Source organism: Cetobacterium sp. (genome assembly GCF_048470075.1).
Classification (GTDB): Bacteria; Fusobacteriota; Fusobacteriia; order Fusobacteriales; family Fusobacteriaceae; genus Cetobacterium_A.
Genome location: NZ_DBGBQB010000059.1, coordinates 11,887 through 30,258, shown reverse-complemented (window position 1 = coordinate 30,258; position 18,372 = coordinate 11,887). Strand labels below are relative to the sequence as shown.

Annotated in this window: 13 protein-coding genes; 3 read left to right on the top strand and 10 right to left on the bottom strand. The window is 31.7% G+C overall.

Features of this window, described 5'->3' with window-relative positions:
- Positions 1–51: 51 nt before the first annotated feature.
- Together ACMOUI_RS02100 and ACMOUI_RS02095 are read left to right on the top strand one after the other, a co-directional pair.
- Positions 52–492, top strand: a complete 441-nt coding sequence (locus ACMOUI_RS02100) for a DUF2147 domain-containing protein (protein ID WP_418964094.1) — start codon at positions 52–54, stop codon at positions 490–492.
- A complete protein-coding gene (locus ACMOUI_RS02095) occupies positions 489–3,338 on the top strand; it encodes an amino acid adenylation domain-containing protein (protein WP_418964093.1) in 2,850 nt (949 codons plus the stop codon). The genes ACMOUI_RS02100 and ACMOUI_RS02095 overlap by 4 nt, the downstream gene beginning before the upstream one ends.
- A 37-nt stretch (positions 3,339–3,375) precedes the next feature.
- Here ACMOUI_RS02095 and ACMOUI_RS02090 read toward each other — a convergent pair whose 3' ends face one another.
- The 9 genes from ACMOUI_RS02090 to glgB form a co-directional block, all read right to left on the bottom strand.
- Positions 3,376–4,095 carry a basic amino acid ABC transporter substrate-binding protein gene (locus ACMOUI_RS02090; protein ID WP_418964092.1) on the bottom strand — a complete coding sequence of 240 codons (720 nt, stop codon included), beginning with the start codon at positions 4,093–4,095 and terminating at the stop codon, positions 3,376–3,378.
- A 30-nt stretch (positions 4,096–4,125) separates the two neighbouring features.
- Positions 4,126–4,854, bottom strand: coding sequence for an amino acid ABC transporter ATP-binding protein (locus tag ACMOUI_RS02085; protein WP_418964091.1), 729 nt, complete (start codon positions 4,852–4,854; stop codon positions 4,126–4,128).
- Positions 4,854–5,516 carry an amino acid ABC transporter permease gene (locus ACMOUI_RS02080; RefSeq protein WP_418964090.1) on the bottom strand — a complete coding sequence of 221 codons (663 nt, stop codon included), beginning with the start codon at positions 5,514–5,516 and terminating at the stop codon, positions 4,854–4,856. Before ACMOUI_RS02080 ends, ACMOUI_RS02085 begins: the two co-directional genes overlap by 1 nt.
- Before the next feature lie 397 nt (positions 5,517–5,913).
- Complete coding sequence (locus tag ACMOUI_RS02075; protein WP_418964089.1) at positions 5,914–7,851, bottom strand: glycoside hydrolase family 13 protein; 1,938 nt, start codon at positions 7,849–7,851, stop codon at positions 5,914–5,916.
- On the bottom strand, positions 7,844–10,276 hold the full coding sequence (locus ACMOUI_RS02070) for a glycogen/starch/alpha-glucan phosphorylase (RefSeq protein ID WP_418964088.1): 2,433 nt from the start codon (positions 10,274–10,276) through the stop codon (positions 7,844–7,846). The genes ACMOUI_RS02075 and ACMOUI_RS02070 overlap by 8 nt, the downstream gene beginning before the upstream one ends.
- Positions 10,273–11,715, bottom strand: coding sequence for a glycogen synthase GlgA (gene glgA / locus ACMOUI_RS02065; RefSeq protein ID WP_418964087.1), 1,443 nt, complete (start codon positions 11,713–11,715; stop codon positions 10,273–10,275). The genes ACMOUI_RS02070 and glgA overlap by 4 nt, the downstream gene beginning before the upstream one ends.
- A 20-nt stretch (positions 11,716–11,735) precedes the next feature.
- Positions 11,736–12,827, bottom strand: a complete 1,092-nt coding sequence (gene glgD / locus ACMOUI_RS02060; RefSeq protein ID WP_418964086.1) for a glucose-1-phosphate adenylyltransferase subunit GlgD — start codon at positions 12,825–12,827, stop codon at positions 11,736–11,738.
- On the bottom strand, positions 12,827–13,924 hold the full coding sequence (locus ACMOUI_RS02055) for a glucose-1-phosphate adenylyltransferase (RefSeq protein WP_418964095.1): 1,098 nt from the start codon (positions 13,922–13,924) through the stop codon (positions 12,827–12,829). The genes glgD and ACMOUI_RS02055 overlap by 1 nt, the downstream gene beginning before the upstream one ends.
- Positions 13,925–13,941: 17 nt before the next feature.
- Entirely contained in the window at positions 13,942–15,828 is a 1,887-nt protein-coding gene (glgB, locus tag ACMOUI_RS02050; protein WP_418964085.1) for a 1,4-alpha-glucan branching protein GlgB, read from the bottom strand.
- 230 nt (positions 15,829–16,058) lie between these two features.
- Between glgB and ACMOUI_RS02045 the strand changes: the two genes are divergently transcribed.
- Positions 16,059–16,601: a hypothetical protein gene (locus tag ACMOUI_RS02045; RefSeq protein WP_418964084.1), complete on the top strand. Its 543-nt coding sequence runs from the start codon at positions 16,059–16,061 to the stop codon at positions 16,599–16,601.
- Positions 16,602–16,628: 27 nt separating this feature from the next.
- On the opposite strand, the gene ACMOUI_RS02040 is transcribed toward ACMOUI_RS02045, so the two are convergent.
- Positions 16,629–18,167: a helix-turn-helix domain-containing protein gene (locus ACMOUI_RS02040; RefSeq protein ID WP_418964083.1), complete on the bottom strand. Its 1,539-nt coding sequence runs from the start codon at positions 18,165–18,167 to the stop codon at positions 16,629–16,631.
- Between the last annotated feature and the right edge of the window lie 205 nt (positions 18,168–18,372).

Here is an 18,372-nt window from a genome sequence, read left to right as displayed (position 1 = left end):
GGGGTGTATAGATTATAATATTTAATTATGAAAAGAAAAGGAGTATATAAAATGAGAGTTATTTTATTGTTTATGGTTTTAGGAAATATGCTATTTGCCAACTCAATTTTAGGATATTGGATGACACAAGAGGGAAAAACTGGAAAAGAGGCTATTGTTTTAATAGAAAAAGTTAGGGATACCTATGTTGGAAGGATAAAATATATAGCAACTGTGAATAAAAAATTTGATATAATAAGCTATACCAATAGGGATGAGATAATCGGTTTTGAATTGGTAAAGGGATTTAAAAAAATTGATGATAAAACATATAAAAATGGGAGAGTTATAGATCCAAAAAGCTCTAGAGAGTACTATGCCTCTGTGAAATTGGAGGGGGATAGATTTATTTTAAAAGGGTCCCTGGATCCACATGGAATACTTGGAGCAAAAAGAGTTTGGAAAAAAGTGGATAGAGAGTATCTAAAAAAATATGGTGATGAAAAATTATGATAGAGAAGAGAAGAGTATCTCCAAATGAGAAGATGTATCTTGCATTTGAAAAAAACTATAACTCATTTACAATAAATAGAGTTATAGAGGGAGAAGGACATATAGATATAGAGCTATTTCAAAAAGCTGTAGATGAAGTGGCTAAGAGTTTTCCTGAGAGCAGATTTAAGCTAATAGGGAGATATTGGATCGATTCAAAAGTTAATCCCAAAGTTATAAAAATAGATAGGGATGATATAGGAAGAGATTTTAAAGAGTTAATGGGAAAAAAGATGGATTTAACAAAGGGACCAGCTTGTCAAATCTACTACTTAGATGAATCTAGTAAAACTACTATTATTTTTAGAACCCATCATGGAGTGATGGATGGAAAAGGTCAAGGCATTTGGATTGAAGCTATTTTTAGACAGCTCAACTCCTTAGACATAGAGAAGTTTTCCTCTAAAACAAGAGATATAGATATTTTAAAAGGGAGTGGAGTTAAAAAAAGTAGTGATATAGTAACTGTGGGAGAATACTCACCTCTAAAGAGTAGAGAGTCCTATGAAATAACTTATCCCATCTCTAAAAAAATGGTTATAGATGAGAAAATAAGTGGGCTAACATCAAAGTTAATTGGGAATATTCACGCTTTAAGTGGGGATAAAATCAGTAGATTTATAATAACAAGAGATATTAGAGAAAAGTTTAAAAATGAGAGGTTAAATACAGGGAATCTATCCCTACCTATGTATTTGGAAGTAAAGGATAAAAACTGGAAAAAAATAAATATAGACCTAATAAATATGATATTAAAAAATAGAGATATTATCTACTCACCTAAGGAGTACTTTATATTTGATAAGTTTCCATTAGATGTTTTAAGGTTGGGTTTGAAATATACAATTTCTAACTACAATAAGCAGAAAAAAACAGCTACTACAGCTGTGATTTCAAATCTAGGTAAGATAGATTTAGAGAGTTATAAAACAGAGAGCTTCTCTCCAACTGAAGTATATGCTCTTCCTGTAATAACGCCATTAGTTCCAATATCCTTTGTAATTACTGAACTGGATAGTAAAACGATCTTAACGGTGGGATACTATGAGGGAAACTATAGTGATAGTGTGATTGAGAATTATTTAGATAGATTAAAAAATATGCTTCTAAATAAAAAAAGAGTCAGTGTGACAGGAGAGTGTAAGGTAGAGAAAATAGATATGTTTAAAGAGATATTTAAAAGATGGAGTGACACTGAACCTCTATCACTTGAAAAAAATGAGGAGTTAAGTTATAGAGATATATTTGAAAAAGCCCAAAAAGTATCTGAGTATCTTAAAAGCTGTGGAGTTAAAAAGGGTGATAGAGTATCTATATCAACTGAAAGAGATTCCAGTTATATAATATCAATATTGGCTTGTATTAAAGTTGGTGCAGTTTTTATTCCCATTGACCCAGAGTATCCAAAAGATAGGATAGAGTATATAAAAGAAAACTCAAAGAGTAAGGTCTTATTGGAAAATTTAAGTGAGATTTTATCAGAGAAAAAAGGTGTATGGGACAAAGAGATTGAGAACTTTGCAAAATATAGCTCAGAGGATGTGATATACACAATATATACCTCAGGAAGTACAGGAAGTCCAAAGGGCGTGGAGATAACATATGGAACACTGTGTAACTATATATCAAACTGTATAAAAAAATATGGGATAGATGGGGAAAGCATTTTTGGATTTTTTACATCTATATCCTTTGATCTATCTATAACAGCTATTTTCACCACTTTAGTAACAGGGGGACAGATAGAGTTTTTCCGTAAAAAAGTGACGCCAGTGACACTGAAAGATATCTTTGAAAATAGTAAGATGAACAGTGTTAAGATGACACCAACTCATCTGGAAATCATGTCTAAATACAACATAGAAAAAGATAGATTTAAACTGGTCATTGTGGGAGGAGAGCAATTAAAAGTTAGTACAGCTAAAAAAGCTCAAGAACTTCTTGGAGAAGAGTGTAAGATAGTGAATGAGTATGGACCAACAGAAGCCACAGTGGGATGTATATACCATATATTTAATAGAGATAAAAAGTATATAGGAGAGGGAGTACCAATAGGAAAACCTCTAGATAATATAGAGCTATATCTGGATATAGATTTGGATGAGAATCTAGGTGAACTATTTATTGGTGGAGATTGCTTGGCTAGAGGATATTCAAATAATCCTCTAGAAACTGGAAAAAAATTTATAACTTCAGGTAATAGAAGGTTCTATCGATCAGGAGACCTGTGTAGAATAAATTCAGATGGAGATTTGGAGTTTTTAGAAAGAAAGGATTTTCAGGTAAAAATTAGAGGATATCGTATAGAGCTGGAAGAGATAGAGAAAAAAATAGAGGAGTATCCAACTATAAGGGGTTGTAGGGTGATTCCAAACTCCTCTAAGAGCGCTCTTTTGGCATACTATATTGGGGATATAGAGGAGCAAAAACTTTTAAAATATTTAAAGAAGAGTTTACCAGATTATATGATTCCATATGCTTTTTTTAAGATTGATGAGTTTCCTTTAAATTCCAATGGAAAGTTAGATTTAAAAAAACTTAGAGAGTTGAGTAAGAAAAAGATGGATTTAAAAAAAGAGAGTATTATACTGTCAGATTTTGAAAAAAAGATTGTTAAGATATGGGAGGAGATATTGGAGATAAACATATCTGAGAACAGTTTAAATAAAAACTTTTATGAGTTGGGAGCGGATTCATTGAGTGTTGTTAGATTTATAAATGAGATTGAACCTCTAGTAAAAAAAGATGCTATAGAAAAGATACTCTTAAATCCAGACTTAGAAACATTAAAAAATTATAAAAAATAAGAAAAAGTCCCCATAAATAGGGGACTTTTTTACATATTTACATATATTTCTTTAATAAAGACTCATAAGTTCCATCTTTTTTAAGTTCATCTAAAGCTGTATTAATTTTATTCAAAAGCTCAGTGTTCTTTTTAGAGATGGCAATAGCATACTCCTCTGGTTCACCTGATGTATCTGCTAACTTTAGCCCTTTATTATTTTTAAGATAGTTTAAAGCAGTTTCAGAGTCTAAAACAACGGCGTCGATTTTATTGTTTTGTAACTCCATAATAGCGGCAAAAGAGGCATTATATTTTTTAGATTCAACATTTTTCATCTCACTGACAACAACATCTCCAGTGAATCCAAGCATAACTCCAACCAGTTTTCCATTTAAGTCATCAAATGTTTTAATATCCTTGTTATCATCCTTTAAAATAATAACTTGATTGGCTGTATAATAGGGATTTGAGAAATTAACAGCTATTTTTCTTTCATCAGTAGCAGTCATACCAGCAATAACTATATCAACTTTATTTGTTTCAAGAGCTGGAATTAAACCATCAAAGGACATATCTTTAATAACAACATCCATTCCTAACTTATTTCCAATGGCTTTAACTAGGTCTATATCAAATCCTACAATATCACCCTTATCAAGGTACTCAAAAGGTGGAAACTCAGCATTTGTTCCAACATAAAGCTTTTCCTTTGCAAAAGTTAAACTACTTACAACTAACATTAAAAATAAAACTAAGCTTTTAAGAATTTTTTTCATAAGATCCTCCTAAATGTAATTAAATAAATATTAATGGTTTAAAACTTTTTCAATAAACTCCTTTGCTCTAGAGTGATTTACTCCATCGAAAAGTTCATCAGGAGTTGTGTCCTCCAAGATAGATCCCTGATCCATAAATAAAACTCTATCTGCCACTTTTCTGGCAAATCCCATCTCATGTGTAACAACAACCATTGTCATCCCATCTTTAGCAAGCTCTCTCATAACATCTAAAACCTCTCTAATCATTTCTGGATCAAGAGCTGATGTTGGCTCATCGAAAAGGATAACCTCAGGATCCATACAAAGAGCTCTAGCTATAGCTATTCTCTGTTTTTGTCCCCCTGAAAGCTGATCTGGAAAGGCGAGTGCCTTATCTTTTAAACCAACTTTTTTTAGTAGAATTAAAGCTTTTTCATCCACCTCATCTTTTTTCATCCCTTTAACTTTCATAGGAGCTAATGTGAGATTTTCTAGAACTGTTTTATGTGGAAAAAGGTTGAAGTGCTGGAAGACCATACCCACCTTAGCTCTCATATGATTTATGTCTGTATGAGGATTCATAATATCCTCGCCATCAATGTAAATATGACCAAGAGTAGGCTCTTCTAAGCGGTTTATACATCTTAAAAATGTGGATTTACCACTTCCAGATGGACCTATAACTGCTACAACCTCCCCTTTATTTATATGGGTAGAAACACCCTTTAAAACTTCAAGCTCTCCATAGTTTTTAAATAGATTATCAACTTTTATCATCAATTACTCAACCCCTTTTCAACACCTCTCATAATTTTTGTAAATATTCCAACCAAAACTAGATATATGAAACCAACTAAAAGTAATGGTTCAACTCCTCTATAAGTTTGAGATGTGATTATATTTGCTGATCTTAAAAGATCTACTCCACCAATAAAACCAACTATAGAAGTCTCTTTTAAAAGTGTTATAAACTCACTGACTAAAGCTGGAAGAATTTTTCTGATAGCCTGTGGAATAATAACCTCTTTCATAGCTATGGGATAACTCATTCCAAGAGCTCTAGAGGCTTCCATCTGACCCTTATCTAACCCCTCAATTCCAGCTCTTATTATCTCTGCAACATAGGCGCTAGAGTTGATACCAAAGGCAATTCCAGCCACTAAAAATATAGGTATATCACGGAATCCAGCAAAAATTATGTTAGCTAGAACCAAAAGTTGAACCACAGCAGGAGTTCCTCTGATTAAATCGATATAGAATATAGCGATCCATTTAAACTTTTTTGATAATCTTAAAAGGGCTATAAAAATACCAAAAATAACACCAAAGATAGCTGAAAAAGCGGTAACACCAACTGAAAAAGCTAAGCCTTGAAGAACGTATTGATATCTGTAACCATCAATAAAAATTGTTTTTAGTGTACTTAAGTAATCTCCCATAAAAATCTCCTTTATATTAGTATTTGGTATAAAAAAAGAAGGTCTAAGAGTATAGACTTATACTCTTAGACCTTCCAAAATTAAAAGGGTAAATAATTTTGCAAAAGTAATCCATAGTTATGAAATAAAAATGGATGGTCAGCATCAAAAATTACTAAGAATATAATAGAATATAGAGTTGTTATTATTTTGTACCCTATTCCTATCATTTCTAAATAACATGACCTGACCTCCTTTAAAAAATTCATAAAATACTAAAGTTTGATTGATTATAAACTATGAAAATAAAATTGTCAATTATTTTTTTATAAAAATATTTTTCCTAAAAATATTTATGTGAAAACATACACAAATACATTTAGGAAAAAAGCTGAGCAGGGGGGAGTGCTCAGCTTTTTCAGACACTTTTACTACTAAACAAAAGCGTCTTTAGTGGGGGGATTTTTATTGGGAAATTAGTAGATGAATCTATTGGAATGATTAGGGGGTCATTCCAACGATATATGTCAGTCGCTATATTATTACTAAATTGTCCAAGAAATTCCTTTAAATTAATCTTAAAAATTTTAGATTTATTTGGATTTCTGTTTGTTATAACACCTACAAAGTCTCTACCATTGGGCATATATCTGATATAAGCAAAGACATCTGGATGGGGTGAAAAAAATTTAATCTCCCCTTTTTTCAGCACTTTTGACTGAGATCTTAAAAAAGAGACCTTCTTATACCAGTTTAAAAGATTGGAATCCTCTTGACCCCAAGGATAAGTCCGTCTATTGTCAGGATCCTTTCCTCCCTCAACACCAACTTCATCTCCATAGTAGATAACTGGAATACCTGGGATAGTAAATTGAATCAGAGCCAGAGATTTTAAAACTCTAGTTGTAGCTGGTTCAAAATACTTAGGGTCTATGTCATATTTTTTAACAATATCTTTAACAGAGGTTTTAATCCTCTTTACATCATGGCTTCCCAAAAGATTAAAAGAAGCGTAGTAGTTTTCACGGGGATAGTTTTCCTTTAAGGAGTTCATGTATTGACATAGAGTTGCACTATCAATAGAACCGTTATAAAAATTTAAAAGATATGTTCTAAGAGGGTAATTCATGGCTGAATCTAGCTGTTTTCCATTGAAGTATTCTCTTCTTTGACCATAGCTAATCTTATTGCTAGCATCCTCCCAAACCTCTCCAATGATAACGGATTCTGAATCAATATTTTTACATCTATATTTTAAACTTTCTATAAAAAAGCTTGGTAACTCATCAGCTACATCAAGTCTCCACCCTTTGATACCTGTGCTCATCCAGTGACTGATAACACTATTTTCGCCCTCTACAATATATTTAAAAAAACTAGGCTCTAACTCATTGACACAAGGTAGGTCTTTTATACCCCACCAACAATCGTAGTCATTGGGGTGTTTTTTGAATCTATACCAGGGATAAAAAGGTGAGGTAATAGATGCAGATGCCTCTTTAAAATAGATACTATTTTTTCCAGTATGATTGAAAACACCATCTAAAATAATGGATATATCTCTTTTTTTGCACTCTTTAATCATATCTCTAAAATCCTTATAAGTACCTAAAACAGGGTCTATTTGATGGTAATTATTGGTATCATATCTATGGTTACTTGTGGCTTCAAAAATGGGATTTAAGTAAAGAGTTCCAACATTTAAGGATTTTAGATAACTTATTTTCTCTGTAATTCCTTTTAAATTTCCACCAAAGAAGTCCCAACGTGCAATTTCATTTTCACTATTTTTAATATACATGGGAATATCAGACCATCTTCCATAGAGAAAGCTATTCTCTTTGGGTTCATTAACTTTTCCATCCTTGTTTCCGTTTCTAAATCTATCTGGAAAAATTTGATAGGCAATACTCTCTTTAAACCAGTTTGGTGTGGGATTATTTTTATAGTATAGAGTTATTTGATAATCGATTGGATTATTTTCATAGATTTCACCAATTCCACCGAGAGCTAAGGAGTTATTCCCATAGAAAAAAACAGTATTTTCATTTCCAATAGTCAGCTTAAAGTGATAGAAGATAGTTTTGGCTAAAGAGGGAGTTATAAAATTAAGAGACCAGACAGTATAGTCATGGTCTCCAATTTTTTTCTCACCCATTGGAAACATTTTAATCTCATTTTCCTTTCCATTTTTAACAATTAAACTGACATTTAAACAGCTAATATTTTTTTGAATAAGAATATTAAATTTTACATTTTCCCCACATGGAGTAGCACCAAAGGGTGTTTTAAATTTTTCATCTTGAGAATCAAATATAATTGATTCCTTAGGTATAGAGTAAGAAAGACTATTCACCTCTTTTCACCGCCTTAATATGCCATATATCTTCAGCATATTTTTTGATACTGTTGTCAGATGAGAAGATTCCAGAGTGTGCAATGTTTATTAAACACATTTGAAGCCATCCTCTTCGATTTTCATAGAGAGTGTTAATCTTATTTTGTGCCTCTACATAGGCATTAAAATCTTTTAATACAAAATATGGGTCTCCTTCTCCATAGATATGGTTTAAGATATCTTTAAACTCATCCCTATTTTCAGAGAATGTTCCATCACTAAGTTGACCAAAAATCTTTTGTAAGTCAGGATTAAAATCAAGAATATCTCTAAAGTTATAAGTTCTATTTCTTTCTAAATCCATAACCTCTTGAGATGTAAGCCCAAAGATAACCATATTATTTTCTCCAACTTCATCATAGATTTCAACATTGGCACCATCCAGAGTGGCTAAAGTGACAGCACCATTCATCATAAACTTCATATTTCCAGTTCCAGAAGCCTCTTTAGAGGCTGTGGATATCTGTTCACTCACATCTCCCGCTGGGATTATAAGTTCAGCTATAGAAACACCGTAGTTTTCAAGGAAAACAACTTTTATTTTATTTCTGATATCTGAATCATTATTGACAACACTAGCCACAGAGGTAATAAGTTTTATGATGTTTTTAGCTAAGTAGTATGAGGGGGCAGCTTTAGCACCAAAGAAAAATGTTCTAGGAACAATATCTAACTCAGGGTTTTCCTTTAGCTTATTGTAGAGATAGATTATATGAAAAACATTAAGAAGTTGTCTCTTATACCCATGAAGTCTTTTTATCTGTACATCAAATATTGAAAATGGATTGATATCTATATTATATTTGTTTTTAACATAGGTAACCACTCTCTCTTTATTTTTAAATTTAATTTTATCTAAAGCCCGTAGTACATTGTCATCATTGACATATCTTAAAAAATTAATAAATTTATTTGTATCATTTAAACATTCGATACCACTTTTTTCAGTAACTAGTTTAAATAGTTCTGGATTGGCATTTTTAAGCCATCTTCTATGGGTGATTCCATTTGTTTTATTATTAAATCTCTCTGGATAAAGAAGATAAAAATCATGGAGTTCACGATTTTTCAAAATTTCAGTATGGATTTTAGCTACTCCATTTATAGAGTGTGAACCAATAATAGCAAGATTTGCCATTCTTACCTCACCGTTGCTGATGATTCTCATAGAATCAATTTTGCTATAGTCCTCCTCATATTTTTTACTCACCTCTTCACAGAATCGTCTATCGATCTCCTCTATAATCATAAGAATTCTGGGAACAGTTCTCTTAAACATATCATAGGGCCATTTTTCCATAGCTTCAGCCAAGATAGTGTGATTGGTGTATGCTAAAGTCTTAACAGTTATATCCCATGCACTGTCCCAATCCAATTTTTCCTCATCTAAAAGAAGTCTCATAAGTTCACCCACAGCAATTGCAGGGTGAGTATCATTTATATGTACAGCTACATAATCTGAAAACTTATGTATAGATTCTTTAAGTTTTTTATATCTCTTTAAAATAGTTTGAAGCCCAGCACTAACAAAGAAATACTCCTGTTTTAAACGCAAAAGTTTTCCTGTGTAACTGGAATCATCGGGATATAAAATTTGAGAGATAGCTTCTACAGCAAATTTTTTATCTATAAATTTTTGATAGTCACCTTTTTGAAGTCCATTAAGGTCAATGTCCTCTTCAGGAAGTTCAGCACTAAAAAGTCTAAGAGTATTGACAGTTTCCATATTTGCACCTAAGATTGGGATATCATATGGAACTGCATCAATCTCTTCACAACCTGTGTATATAGGTGCGATTCCATCAGGGGTTTCAGTTAAAGTGACATTACCTCCAAATCTAACAGTTACAGTTTTTTCAGGTTTTTTAATCTCCCATAGGAAATCCTCTTTTAACCAGTTATTTAAAAGTTCTTTTTGATAACCATTTACAATTTTTTGGTTAAAAAGGCCATGTTTAAATCTGATTCCACAACCATGTCCAGGGAACCCCAAAGAGGCTAAAGAGTCCATAAAACATGCGGCAAGTCTTCCGAGACCACCGTTTCCAAGAGCGGGGTCAGGTTCCAATTGTAAAAGTTCATCTAAATCTATACCAAGCTCTCTAAGTCCATCTTTAATGACATCTCTAATATTTAGGTTTAAAAGATATGAGTTTAAAAGTCTTCCAAGTAAAAACTCCATAGAGAAGTAGTAAATCTGCTTACATTTTTTCTTAGTGTAATAGTTATTTGTTTCAGCCCAAGATTCAGAGATATAGTCTCTAACAAGCTTCCCTAGAGCCAGATACTTATGCTCTAGGGAAGCCTCTGCTGGGGTTTGGGCAAAGGTAAGTGTAAGTCTTTTTATATAGTCATCCTTAAATTGATTTTTAGTTAGATTCATAAAAGACCTCCATATAACGATTTATATTTTTTAGCTGACTCTTTCCAATCAGAGTTGTATTTCATACATGATCTCATAAGGGCAGTCCATGCTTTTTTATCCTCATAGAAGACTTTTGCAGCATACTCTAGTTTAAATAACATATCATGTGCATTGTAGTTTTGGAAAACAAATCCCGTTCCTCCAAGAGTGTTAGGGTTAAAGTTAGTAACAGTGTCCTTTAGACCCCCAGTTTCTCTAACCAATGGAACAGTTCCATATCTCATGGCAATAAGTTGTCCAATACCACATGGTTCAAAAAGTGATGGCATTAAAAATAGGTCACAAGCACCATAGATTTTTCTTGCTAATTCATCACTGAATGTAATATTGGCTGAAAGTTTACCTGGATTGATATATGAGTAATAGTTGAAAAGGTCTTGATATTGAATATCTCCAGTTCCTAAAACAACAAATTGTAAATTTATGTTTAAAATCTCATCCATAACCCATTTTATTAAATCCAGTCCTTTTTGACTGACCAATCTAGAGACAAGACCAATCATAAGTATATTTTCATCAACAGGGAGACCTAATCTTTTCTGTAACTCAACCTTGTTTATAGCTTTTTTCTTTAGATTAGTAAGTCCAAAGTTAGCATAGAGTTTTGAATCTTTCCTAGGATCATATAGAGTGTAGTCGATTCCATTGACAACTCCATGAACCTTATTTCCTAGCTGAATAATTAGACCATTTAATCTCTCACCATAGAAGGGATAAGTTATCTCTTTTGCATATGTTTCACTGACAGTTGTAACTAAATCAGAGTATATAAGTCCCCCTTTCATAAAGGATACCCCATCGTAGAATTTAAGTTTATCCTCTGTATAATATGAGTTATCAAGACATAGTAGTTCTCCTAAAATATCTTTGGAGAAAACACCTTGATATTTTAAATTATGTATAGTGAAAACTGTCTTTGTATTTTTTAAAAGAGGATCCTCTCTATAAAAGGCATCTAAGAGTACAGGAATCATACCTGTATGCCAATCATTACAATGGATTATATCAGGAGTAAAATTAGGTATATGTTTAACCGCTTCTAAAACACCTCTACAGTAGAATGAAAAGATCTCTCCATCATCATAGTGCCCATAGGGAACATGTCTTTTAAAGTAATATTCATTATCTAAAAAGTAAAAATCAACTCCATCGTATTCTAAATGGAACAGCCCTGCATATTGATTTCTCCAACCAACAGGAACTGTGAAAGAACCTAAAAAATCCATTTTATCAACGAACTCCTTAGGGATATTTCCATTTTTAGGAAGAATAACTTTAGCATTAATCCCCACTTTTTTAAGAGCTTTGGGAAGGGCATGCGAAACATCCCCTAGACCACCCACTTTTAAGAAAGGATCAGCTTCTGAAGTAGCAAAAAGTAGATTAATATTTTTCATTTTATTTCCTCCTTTTGAGATTAAAACTTATATTTTTTTTGAATAACAAGAGGGTAGAAAGGATTCCCCTCTAACTCTGTTTCCTCCAAGATTACATTTTTATCAACAATAACATTCTTTAAATGAGTACCAGATTTTATGGTACAGTTTTGAAGAATTATACAGTTTTCAACTTTAGCACCACGTTCAACATTGACATATCTAGAAAGGACACTGTTAATAACAGTTCCCTCAATAAAACACTCATTTGATATAATTGAGTTCTTAACGACCTCCTCACTTAAATAGTGTGTTGGTATAGAGTCCTTAATTTTACTAAAAATAGGTCTATTTTCATTAAAAAATAGTTCTTTTAAGTTTTTAGAGTTAATAAGATCCATATTTGTTCTAAAGTAATTAGCGAGAGAGTTTAAACATGATAGATATTCTCTATGCTCAAAACCTGTGATTCTAAGGTTATTTTTACTTCTATATATGATATCTTTTAATGGAAGCTCCCTATTTGGTCTAGCCATAACAAGTGCCATTAAAAGTGATCTCTTAATTAAAAATACCTCTAGGGATATATTTTGATTTCTTTTTGGCAGAAAGTTTGCACAAACTCGAGTTAAACAGTTTTTTTCATTGAACTCTAAAATATCACAACCTAGAAAGTTTTCAGATGGTTCTGGGATATTTTTATATATGACAGTGATATCGGCTTCTGAAAGCTCATGGAACTCCATAGCTTTATCTAAATCTATATTGGCTATTATGTAAGTTGGAGCAATAACAATCATCTCATCCTTAACTTTTAAAAGATCATCGAAATTTTCACCTAAAAGTTGGGTATCAGTTTCACCATCACCAGTATGAATTGTAAGACCACCATTTTTTCTATTTAATCCCCAAGACTTAGTTACATCTAGATGATTTCTAAGGGAACGACAATTTTTATTACTAAGAACATGAATATTTTTAATTCCAGCATTTCTCATATATGAAAGTGGAAAGTCAATTGCACGATATTTTCCAGCTATAGGTACAGTGGCAATTCCTCTGTGCAAAGTTAAAGTTTTTAAAAGATCTCTACTCTCAAAAGATGTTATAACTCCAGTATATCTTGATAACATTATTCATCCCCTCCGCTTATAAATAAAATTTCATCTTTTCTTCCAAAATGTTCTCCAGGTTCAACAACGACATTTTCACCTAAAATTATTCTATTTACAAAACATCCCTCTTTTAAAACTGCTCCAGCTAAAATAACACTATTATGCACTTTAGCCCCCTCTTCTATCAGAACCTCAGATGAGATAATAGAGTTGATGACCTCACCCTTAATAATACACCCCTCTGAAATAATGGAGTTTTTAACAATGGCTGTTTCCTCCAGAAGATGACCAGGTTTATTTGTGGCTTGAGAGTAGATTCTCCAGTTTCTATCAAAGAGATCTATGGGATTAGAGCTATCTAATAAATCCATATTGGCAGCCCATAAGCTTTCAATAGTTCCAACATCTTTCCAATATCCTGAGAAAGGATATGCCATCAATTTATGCCCCTCTCTCAAAAGTTTAGGAATAATATTTTTTCCAAAATCTTTTTCTGAATACTTATCCTGTTGATCCTCTTTTAAAGCTTTTTTAAGAATAGACCAATTGAATATATAGATTCCCATGCTGGCTAAAGTGCTCTTAGGTTCCTTGGGTTTCTCTTCAAACTCATAGATTTCACCAGCTTCAGTTGTGTTCATAATTCCAAAACGAGAGGCTTCCTCCATAGGTACATCAATAACGGCAACTGTGGCTTGAGCTCCCTTTTCAACGTGAAAATCTAGCATCTTATCATAGTCCATCTTGTAGATATGATCCCCAGATAGGATAAGAACATATTCAGGATTATACATATCGATGTAGTTTTCATTTTGAAAGATTGCGTCAGCTGTACCCTTATACCAACGATTTTCACTCTCTGTGGAGTATGGTGGAAGAATACTTACCCCAGCTCCCTCAACGTCCAAATCCCATGGGCTTCCAACCCCAATGTGTCTGTTTAATAAAAATGGTTTGTATTGAACTAAAACGCCCACAGTATCAATACCTGAGTTAACACAGTTACTCAGTGGAAAATCAATAATTCTATACTTCCCCCCAAAAGGAACAGCAGGTTTAGCGACATCTTTTGTGAGTCTTTTAAGTCTACTACCCTGTCCCCCAGCTAAAATCATAGCAATCATTTTCTTTTTCATACTTTATTTCCCCCTTTTTTAAATATTGGTTTTAAAAATAGTGTACAAAGTGGAGCTATATTTATAGGAATAGAGAAAGGTTGATCGTCTAACTCTCTATTTATCGGTTTAATAATATCTGGATTTACTTGATTGCTTCCTCCAAAGATATCTTTATCACTATTGAAAACTTCAATGTATTCAGCCATCCTTGGAACACCAATGGAATGGTTAATATACTCATTTTTTGTAAAGTTGCAAACAACTAAAATAAAATCTTCAGAACTGTCCCCTTTTCTAATAAATGTGATTAACTTTTGAGTGTGATTTTTGTGATTTAACCATTGAAAACCATCAGAAGTTGAATCTTTTCCCCAAAGAGCTGGCTCTGATCTATAAAATTTATTTAATTCACTAACATAAGTTTTTAAAGAGTCATGTTGAGGATATTTTAAAAGTTTCCATTCCAACTCCTCATAATATCTCCACTCTATAAATTGACCAAACTCTGCCCCCATAAATAGGAGTTTTTTTCCAGGATGACCAAACATAAAGCCATAAAACATTCTAAGAGAGTCAAATTTTTGTATGTAATCTCCACTCATTTTATCTAGAAGAGATTTTTTCCCATGTACAACCTCATCATGGGATAGAGCTAATATAAAGTTTTCGCTAAAAGCATACATCAGAGAAAAAGTTAGTAGATTATGGTTATTATCCCTTTCACAAGGGGTGTAGGACATGTATTTTAACATATCATTCATCCAGCCCATATTCCATTTATAGTTAAAGCCAAGTCCTCCCTTATATGTAGGAGAGGTAACCAAAGGCCAAGATGTAGCTTCTTCAGCAATCATTAGTGGATTTTTGTAAAGTTTGAAAATTGTTTTGTTAAGTGTTCTAAGAAAGTCGATGGCTTCTAGTTTAGCATCTCCACCTAAAGAGTTTTTAAGACCAGTTTTTTCCCGTCCATACTCCAGATATAGGAGATTAGAGACCGCGTCGGCCCTGATTCCATCAATATGAAATTGTTCAAATAAAAATGTTGCACTTGATAATAAAAAGTTTCTTACAAAGGGTTTAGTAAAGTCAAAGTTAGCAGTTCCCCAAGTGGGATTTTCCCCTAAAATTTCATTTTCGTATTCAAAAAGAGGTGTTCCATCAAATCTGTATAAACCATGGGCATCTTTACAAAAATGGCCAGGAACCCAGTCTAAAATAACGCCAATTCCAGCTTTATGACATTCATTGACCAGATATTTAAAATCCTCAGGAGTTCCATATCTGCTGGTGATAGAGAAGTATCCAACTCCTTGATATCCCCAAGAGGTATCTAAGGGGTGTTCAGTTAAAGGGAGAATCTCAATATGTGTAAACCCAGTTTCTAAAATATATGGAATAAGTTTTTGAGCTATCTCTCTATAGTTTAGAAATTCACTACCATCCTCTGGTCCTTCTCCACGATTATAGTTTCTTTTCCATGAACCGAAGTGCAGCTCATAGATACTTATAGGTTTTTTATATAGGTTTTCTTTATCTCTTTTTTCTAACCAATCACTGTCTTCCCATTGAAATGCTTTGAAAGGGTTATAAACTATAGAAGCAGTATTGGGACGTACTTCAGAAAAAAAGGCAAAGGGATCACTTTTTAAAAATATTTTTTGATTTTTATCAGCAATCATATATTTATAGATTGTTCCCTCTTTTAAATGAGGGATAAAAAGAGTCCAAACTCCTGTTTCTGTATCTTTATTCATGTAATTTTTTTTTCCATCCCAATTGTTGAAATTTCCAACAACAGAGATTCTTACAGCATTAGGCGCCCAAAGAGTAAAAAGAACACCTTGAACTCTGTCCACTGTTGCTATATGAGCCCCGAAAGTTTTATAAAGAGTATAATTCATAGAAATCCCCCCTCTTTTTATAAATTTTAATTATTATAATATATTATTTTAAAAAAAGATACATCTTTCCTTTAGAAAAATAAAAAAAAGAAAGTGTATGTTTCATAAGTAGTCAATAAGATTATATATTTTCCATTTTTTCCAATAAAATTTTAAAAAAAAAAAAATAAAATGGGAATTACCTAATTTTAAATTTTAGTATACTCTTTAATAAGCAACATATACTACAAATGGGAGGGGTTATATTAAAGATTATGGTTTTTGAAAATATATTTTGTCATTCATATGAGTATGCTGAAAGAAAAGAGCAGTTTTTAAAATTGTTAAATGAAAGTGTGGATATTTGTTGTCCTCAAAATGAAATTAGACTTTTATATAAAGAGAATCAGATATTAATAATAAAAAATGTGACTAAGGAGTTTCAAAGGAAAACTTTAGATTATTTCTATAAGAGGTATAGAATACAAAATAACAGAGTAAAAGATGATATTATAACTTGGAATGAAAAGGAGATACAATATTTAAAAGATAATTATAGATGGGGAGTGAAAAAGTTATCTGAAATATTGAGAAAAAGTGAGTATCAAATAAGTTGTATGATTGGAAAATTAAAGCTTCACAAAAAGAGACGATGGAATGTTTCAGATGATGAGTATATAAAGAATAATTATCTGCTAAAATCAGATTTAGAGATAGCTAATGAGTTAAACAGAAGCTTGGCCTCTGTAAAAAGTAGAAGAGGTAGATTAGGACTTATTCTCAGTAAAATATAGAGTAGATGCATACTTTAAAGTATACATCTACAAAAGGGATTTTTTAAATTTTCTTTTTATAAATGGAAGAGAGGCTTCTCCTCCAGGACCAAAGAAAAGTTGACCCCACAGATTATTCACTTCAAAAAAATCGTTATATTTAACGTAGTAGACCTTGTCTTTTAGTTCTGGATTTTTATTTAAAAGAGTTTTTTTATCAATATAATTTGTGAATAGAATATAATCATATTTTTCAATGAGAGAGTTATCTAAAATAGATTGATTAAAGATAGAGAGAATATCTATTTTTAAAAATGAAAGATGTTTTAGAAACTCTTTTTTTAATTCATGCCCTAACCAATTTTTAAAAGATGAATCAATTATTAAAAACTTGATATCCAGATTTGAACTCCTATATCTTGTACAGATAGTGTCGTAAAGAAAGATTGCAATACTGTAGTAATCCTCCTCTAAAAGAGTTATTTTTTTCTTTTTTAAAACATATTTAATATCGGTAATTACACTTTTAGGAATATCATAGTCAGTGACAAAGTAATTTGAGTAGCTTATGATAGAGAAATCAAATTTGAAGTAGGCATTACTTAGTAGCTGAGCTAAAAGAGTCAGTTCTGTGGTATTTAAAGCTACGTTATAGATCTCTTCCACCCGATCAGAGATGGGTTTTGTAAGCTCTTTATGTGCAAAAAAAATATATTCATCTGTTATTGTTAAAAGAGAGGCCACTAAGCTTTGAAAAACTTTGTGATCAATCTCTTTAAACTCGTCAATATCAAGTAGAGATGAGTGTATGAAATCAAATTTTTTCTTTAAGATATCCGTTGAAATATTGGGATCTAAACTGAAATTTTTGCAAAGGTCATCATAAAAAATAAAGTGATATATGAGGATACACTCTATTTTTTTATATAGATACACTCCAATCTCTAAGTTCAATGAATTTATAATCTTTTGTTGAAGTAGTTTTAAATTAGAGGGAAGGTTTGGATTTATGAAAGTATCAAAATAATTTTTAACAAATGGATTTAAAAATTTTCCATAAAGTGTCCAAATAATCTCACTAAACTCTTTTTTTATAAGAATTTTAATAAGATATTTAATAGTAAACTCCTTTATATCGTTGGGATTACCCTTGAGAAGTATCCCTTGCCAAGATATACTTTTTAAAGAGAGGTTAGATTTTTTTAAAAATTTTTTAATATGTAGTAGATCGTTGTTTAAGGTGTTTCTACTGACATTAAAAATAGTGGTCAATGAGTTTAAATTAATTTTTTTCTCAAAAATCAATAGAATAATTATGTATGAGATTCTCTCTTCAGAGCTTAAAACTATATTAAAACTATCCTCTGGAATATCGAAAGATTCCTTTGATAAGTTTAAGCAGTAATCTTTATTAAATTTTGCTATTTTTCCAAAGTCATAATTCTTTAGAAAAGTGTTGATATTTTTAATACTGTTTCTAGCTGTAACAATGGATATATTTAGAAAAAATGCGATCTGTTCTAGAGAAAGAACTTCATGATTTAGAAGAAGTTTAAGGATATATACATCAATTTTTGAAAGTGTCACAAGAACCTCCCTTTATTAGAACTTTCTAATATTATATAAATTTTCAAAAAAAAATAAAAGAATTTTATTGCGGATTATAAAAAAAATAATATCATATAAGTATGGAGGGTATAGTTACTTATACTCTTAGATCTTTTAGTTACCCCCGACAACTAAAAGCTGGAAGCTATAGAGAGATTTTCTATAGCTTTTTTATTTTGAATAA

Excerpts from the sequence above, each read along its gene's own strand:
- glgA (WP_418964087.1), bottom strand. The coding sequence starts at position 11,715 with ATGAAAAATATTAATCTACTTTTTGCTACTTCAGAAGCTGATCCTTTC.
- ACMOUI_RS02055 (WP_418964095.1), bottom strand. The coding sequence starts at position 13,924 with ATGATTTTAGCTGGGGGACAGGGTAGTAGACTTAAAAGACTCACAAAA.
- ACMOUI_RS02080 (WP_418964090.1), bottom strand. The coding sequence starts at position 5,516 with ATGGGAGATTACTTAAGTACACTAAAAACAATTTTTATTGATGGTTAC.
- ACMOUI_RS02070 (WP_418964088.1), bottom strand. The coding sequence starts at position 10,276 with ATGAATCTAACTAAAAATCAATTTAAGGATGACTATATAAAAAGACTT.
- ACMOUI_RS02045 (WP_418964084.1), top strand. The coding sequence starts at position 16,059 with ATGGGAGGGGTTATATTAAAGATTATGGTTTTTGAAAATATATTTTGT.
- glgB (WP_418964085.1), bottom strand. The coding sequence starts at position 15,828 with ATGAATTATACTCTTTATAAAACTTTCGGGGCTCATATAGCAACAGTG.
- glgD (WP_418964086.1), bottom strand. The coding sequence starts at position 12,827 with ATGTTATCAAGATATACTGGAGTTATAACATCTTTTGAGAGTAGAGAT.
- ACMOUI_RS02085 (WP_418964091.1), bottom strand. The coding sequence starts at position 4,854 with ATGATAAAAGTTGATAATCTATTTAAAAACTATGGAGAGCTTGAAGTT.
- ACMOUI_RS02100 (WP_418964094.1), top strand. The coding sequence starts at position 52 with ATGAGAGTTATTTTATTGTTTATGGTTTTAGGAAATATGCTATTTGCC.
- ACMOUI_RS02095 (WP_418964093.1), top strand. The coding sequence starts at position 489 with ATGATAGAGAAGAGAAGAGTATCTCCAAATGAGAAGATGTATCTTGCA.
- ACMOUI_RS02090 (WP_418964092.1), bottom strand. The coding sequence starts at position 4,095 with ATGAAAAAAATTCTTAAAAGCTTAGTTTTATTTTTAATGTTAGTTGTA.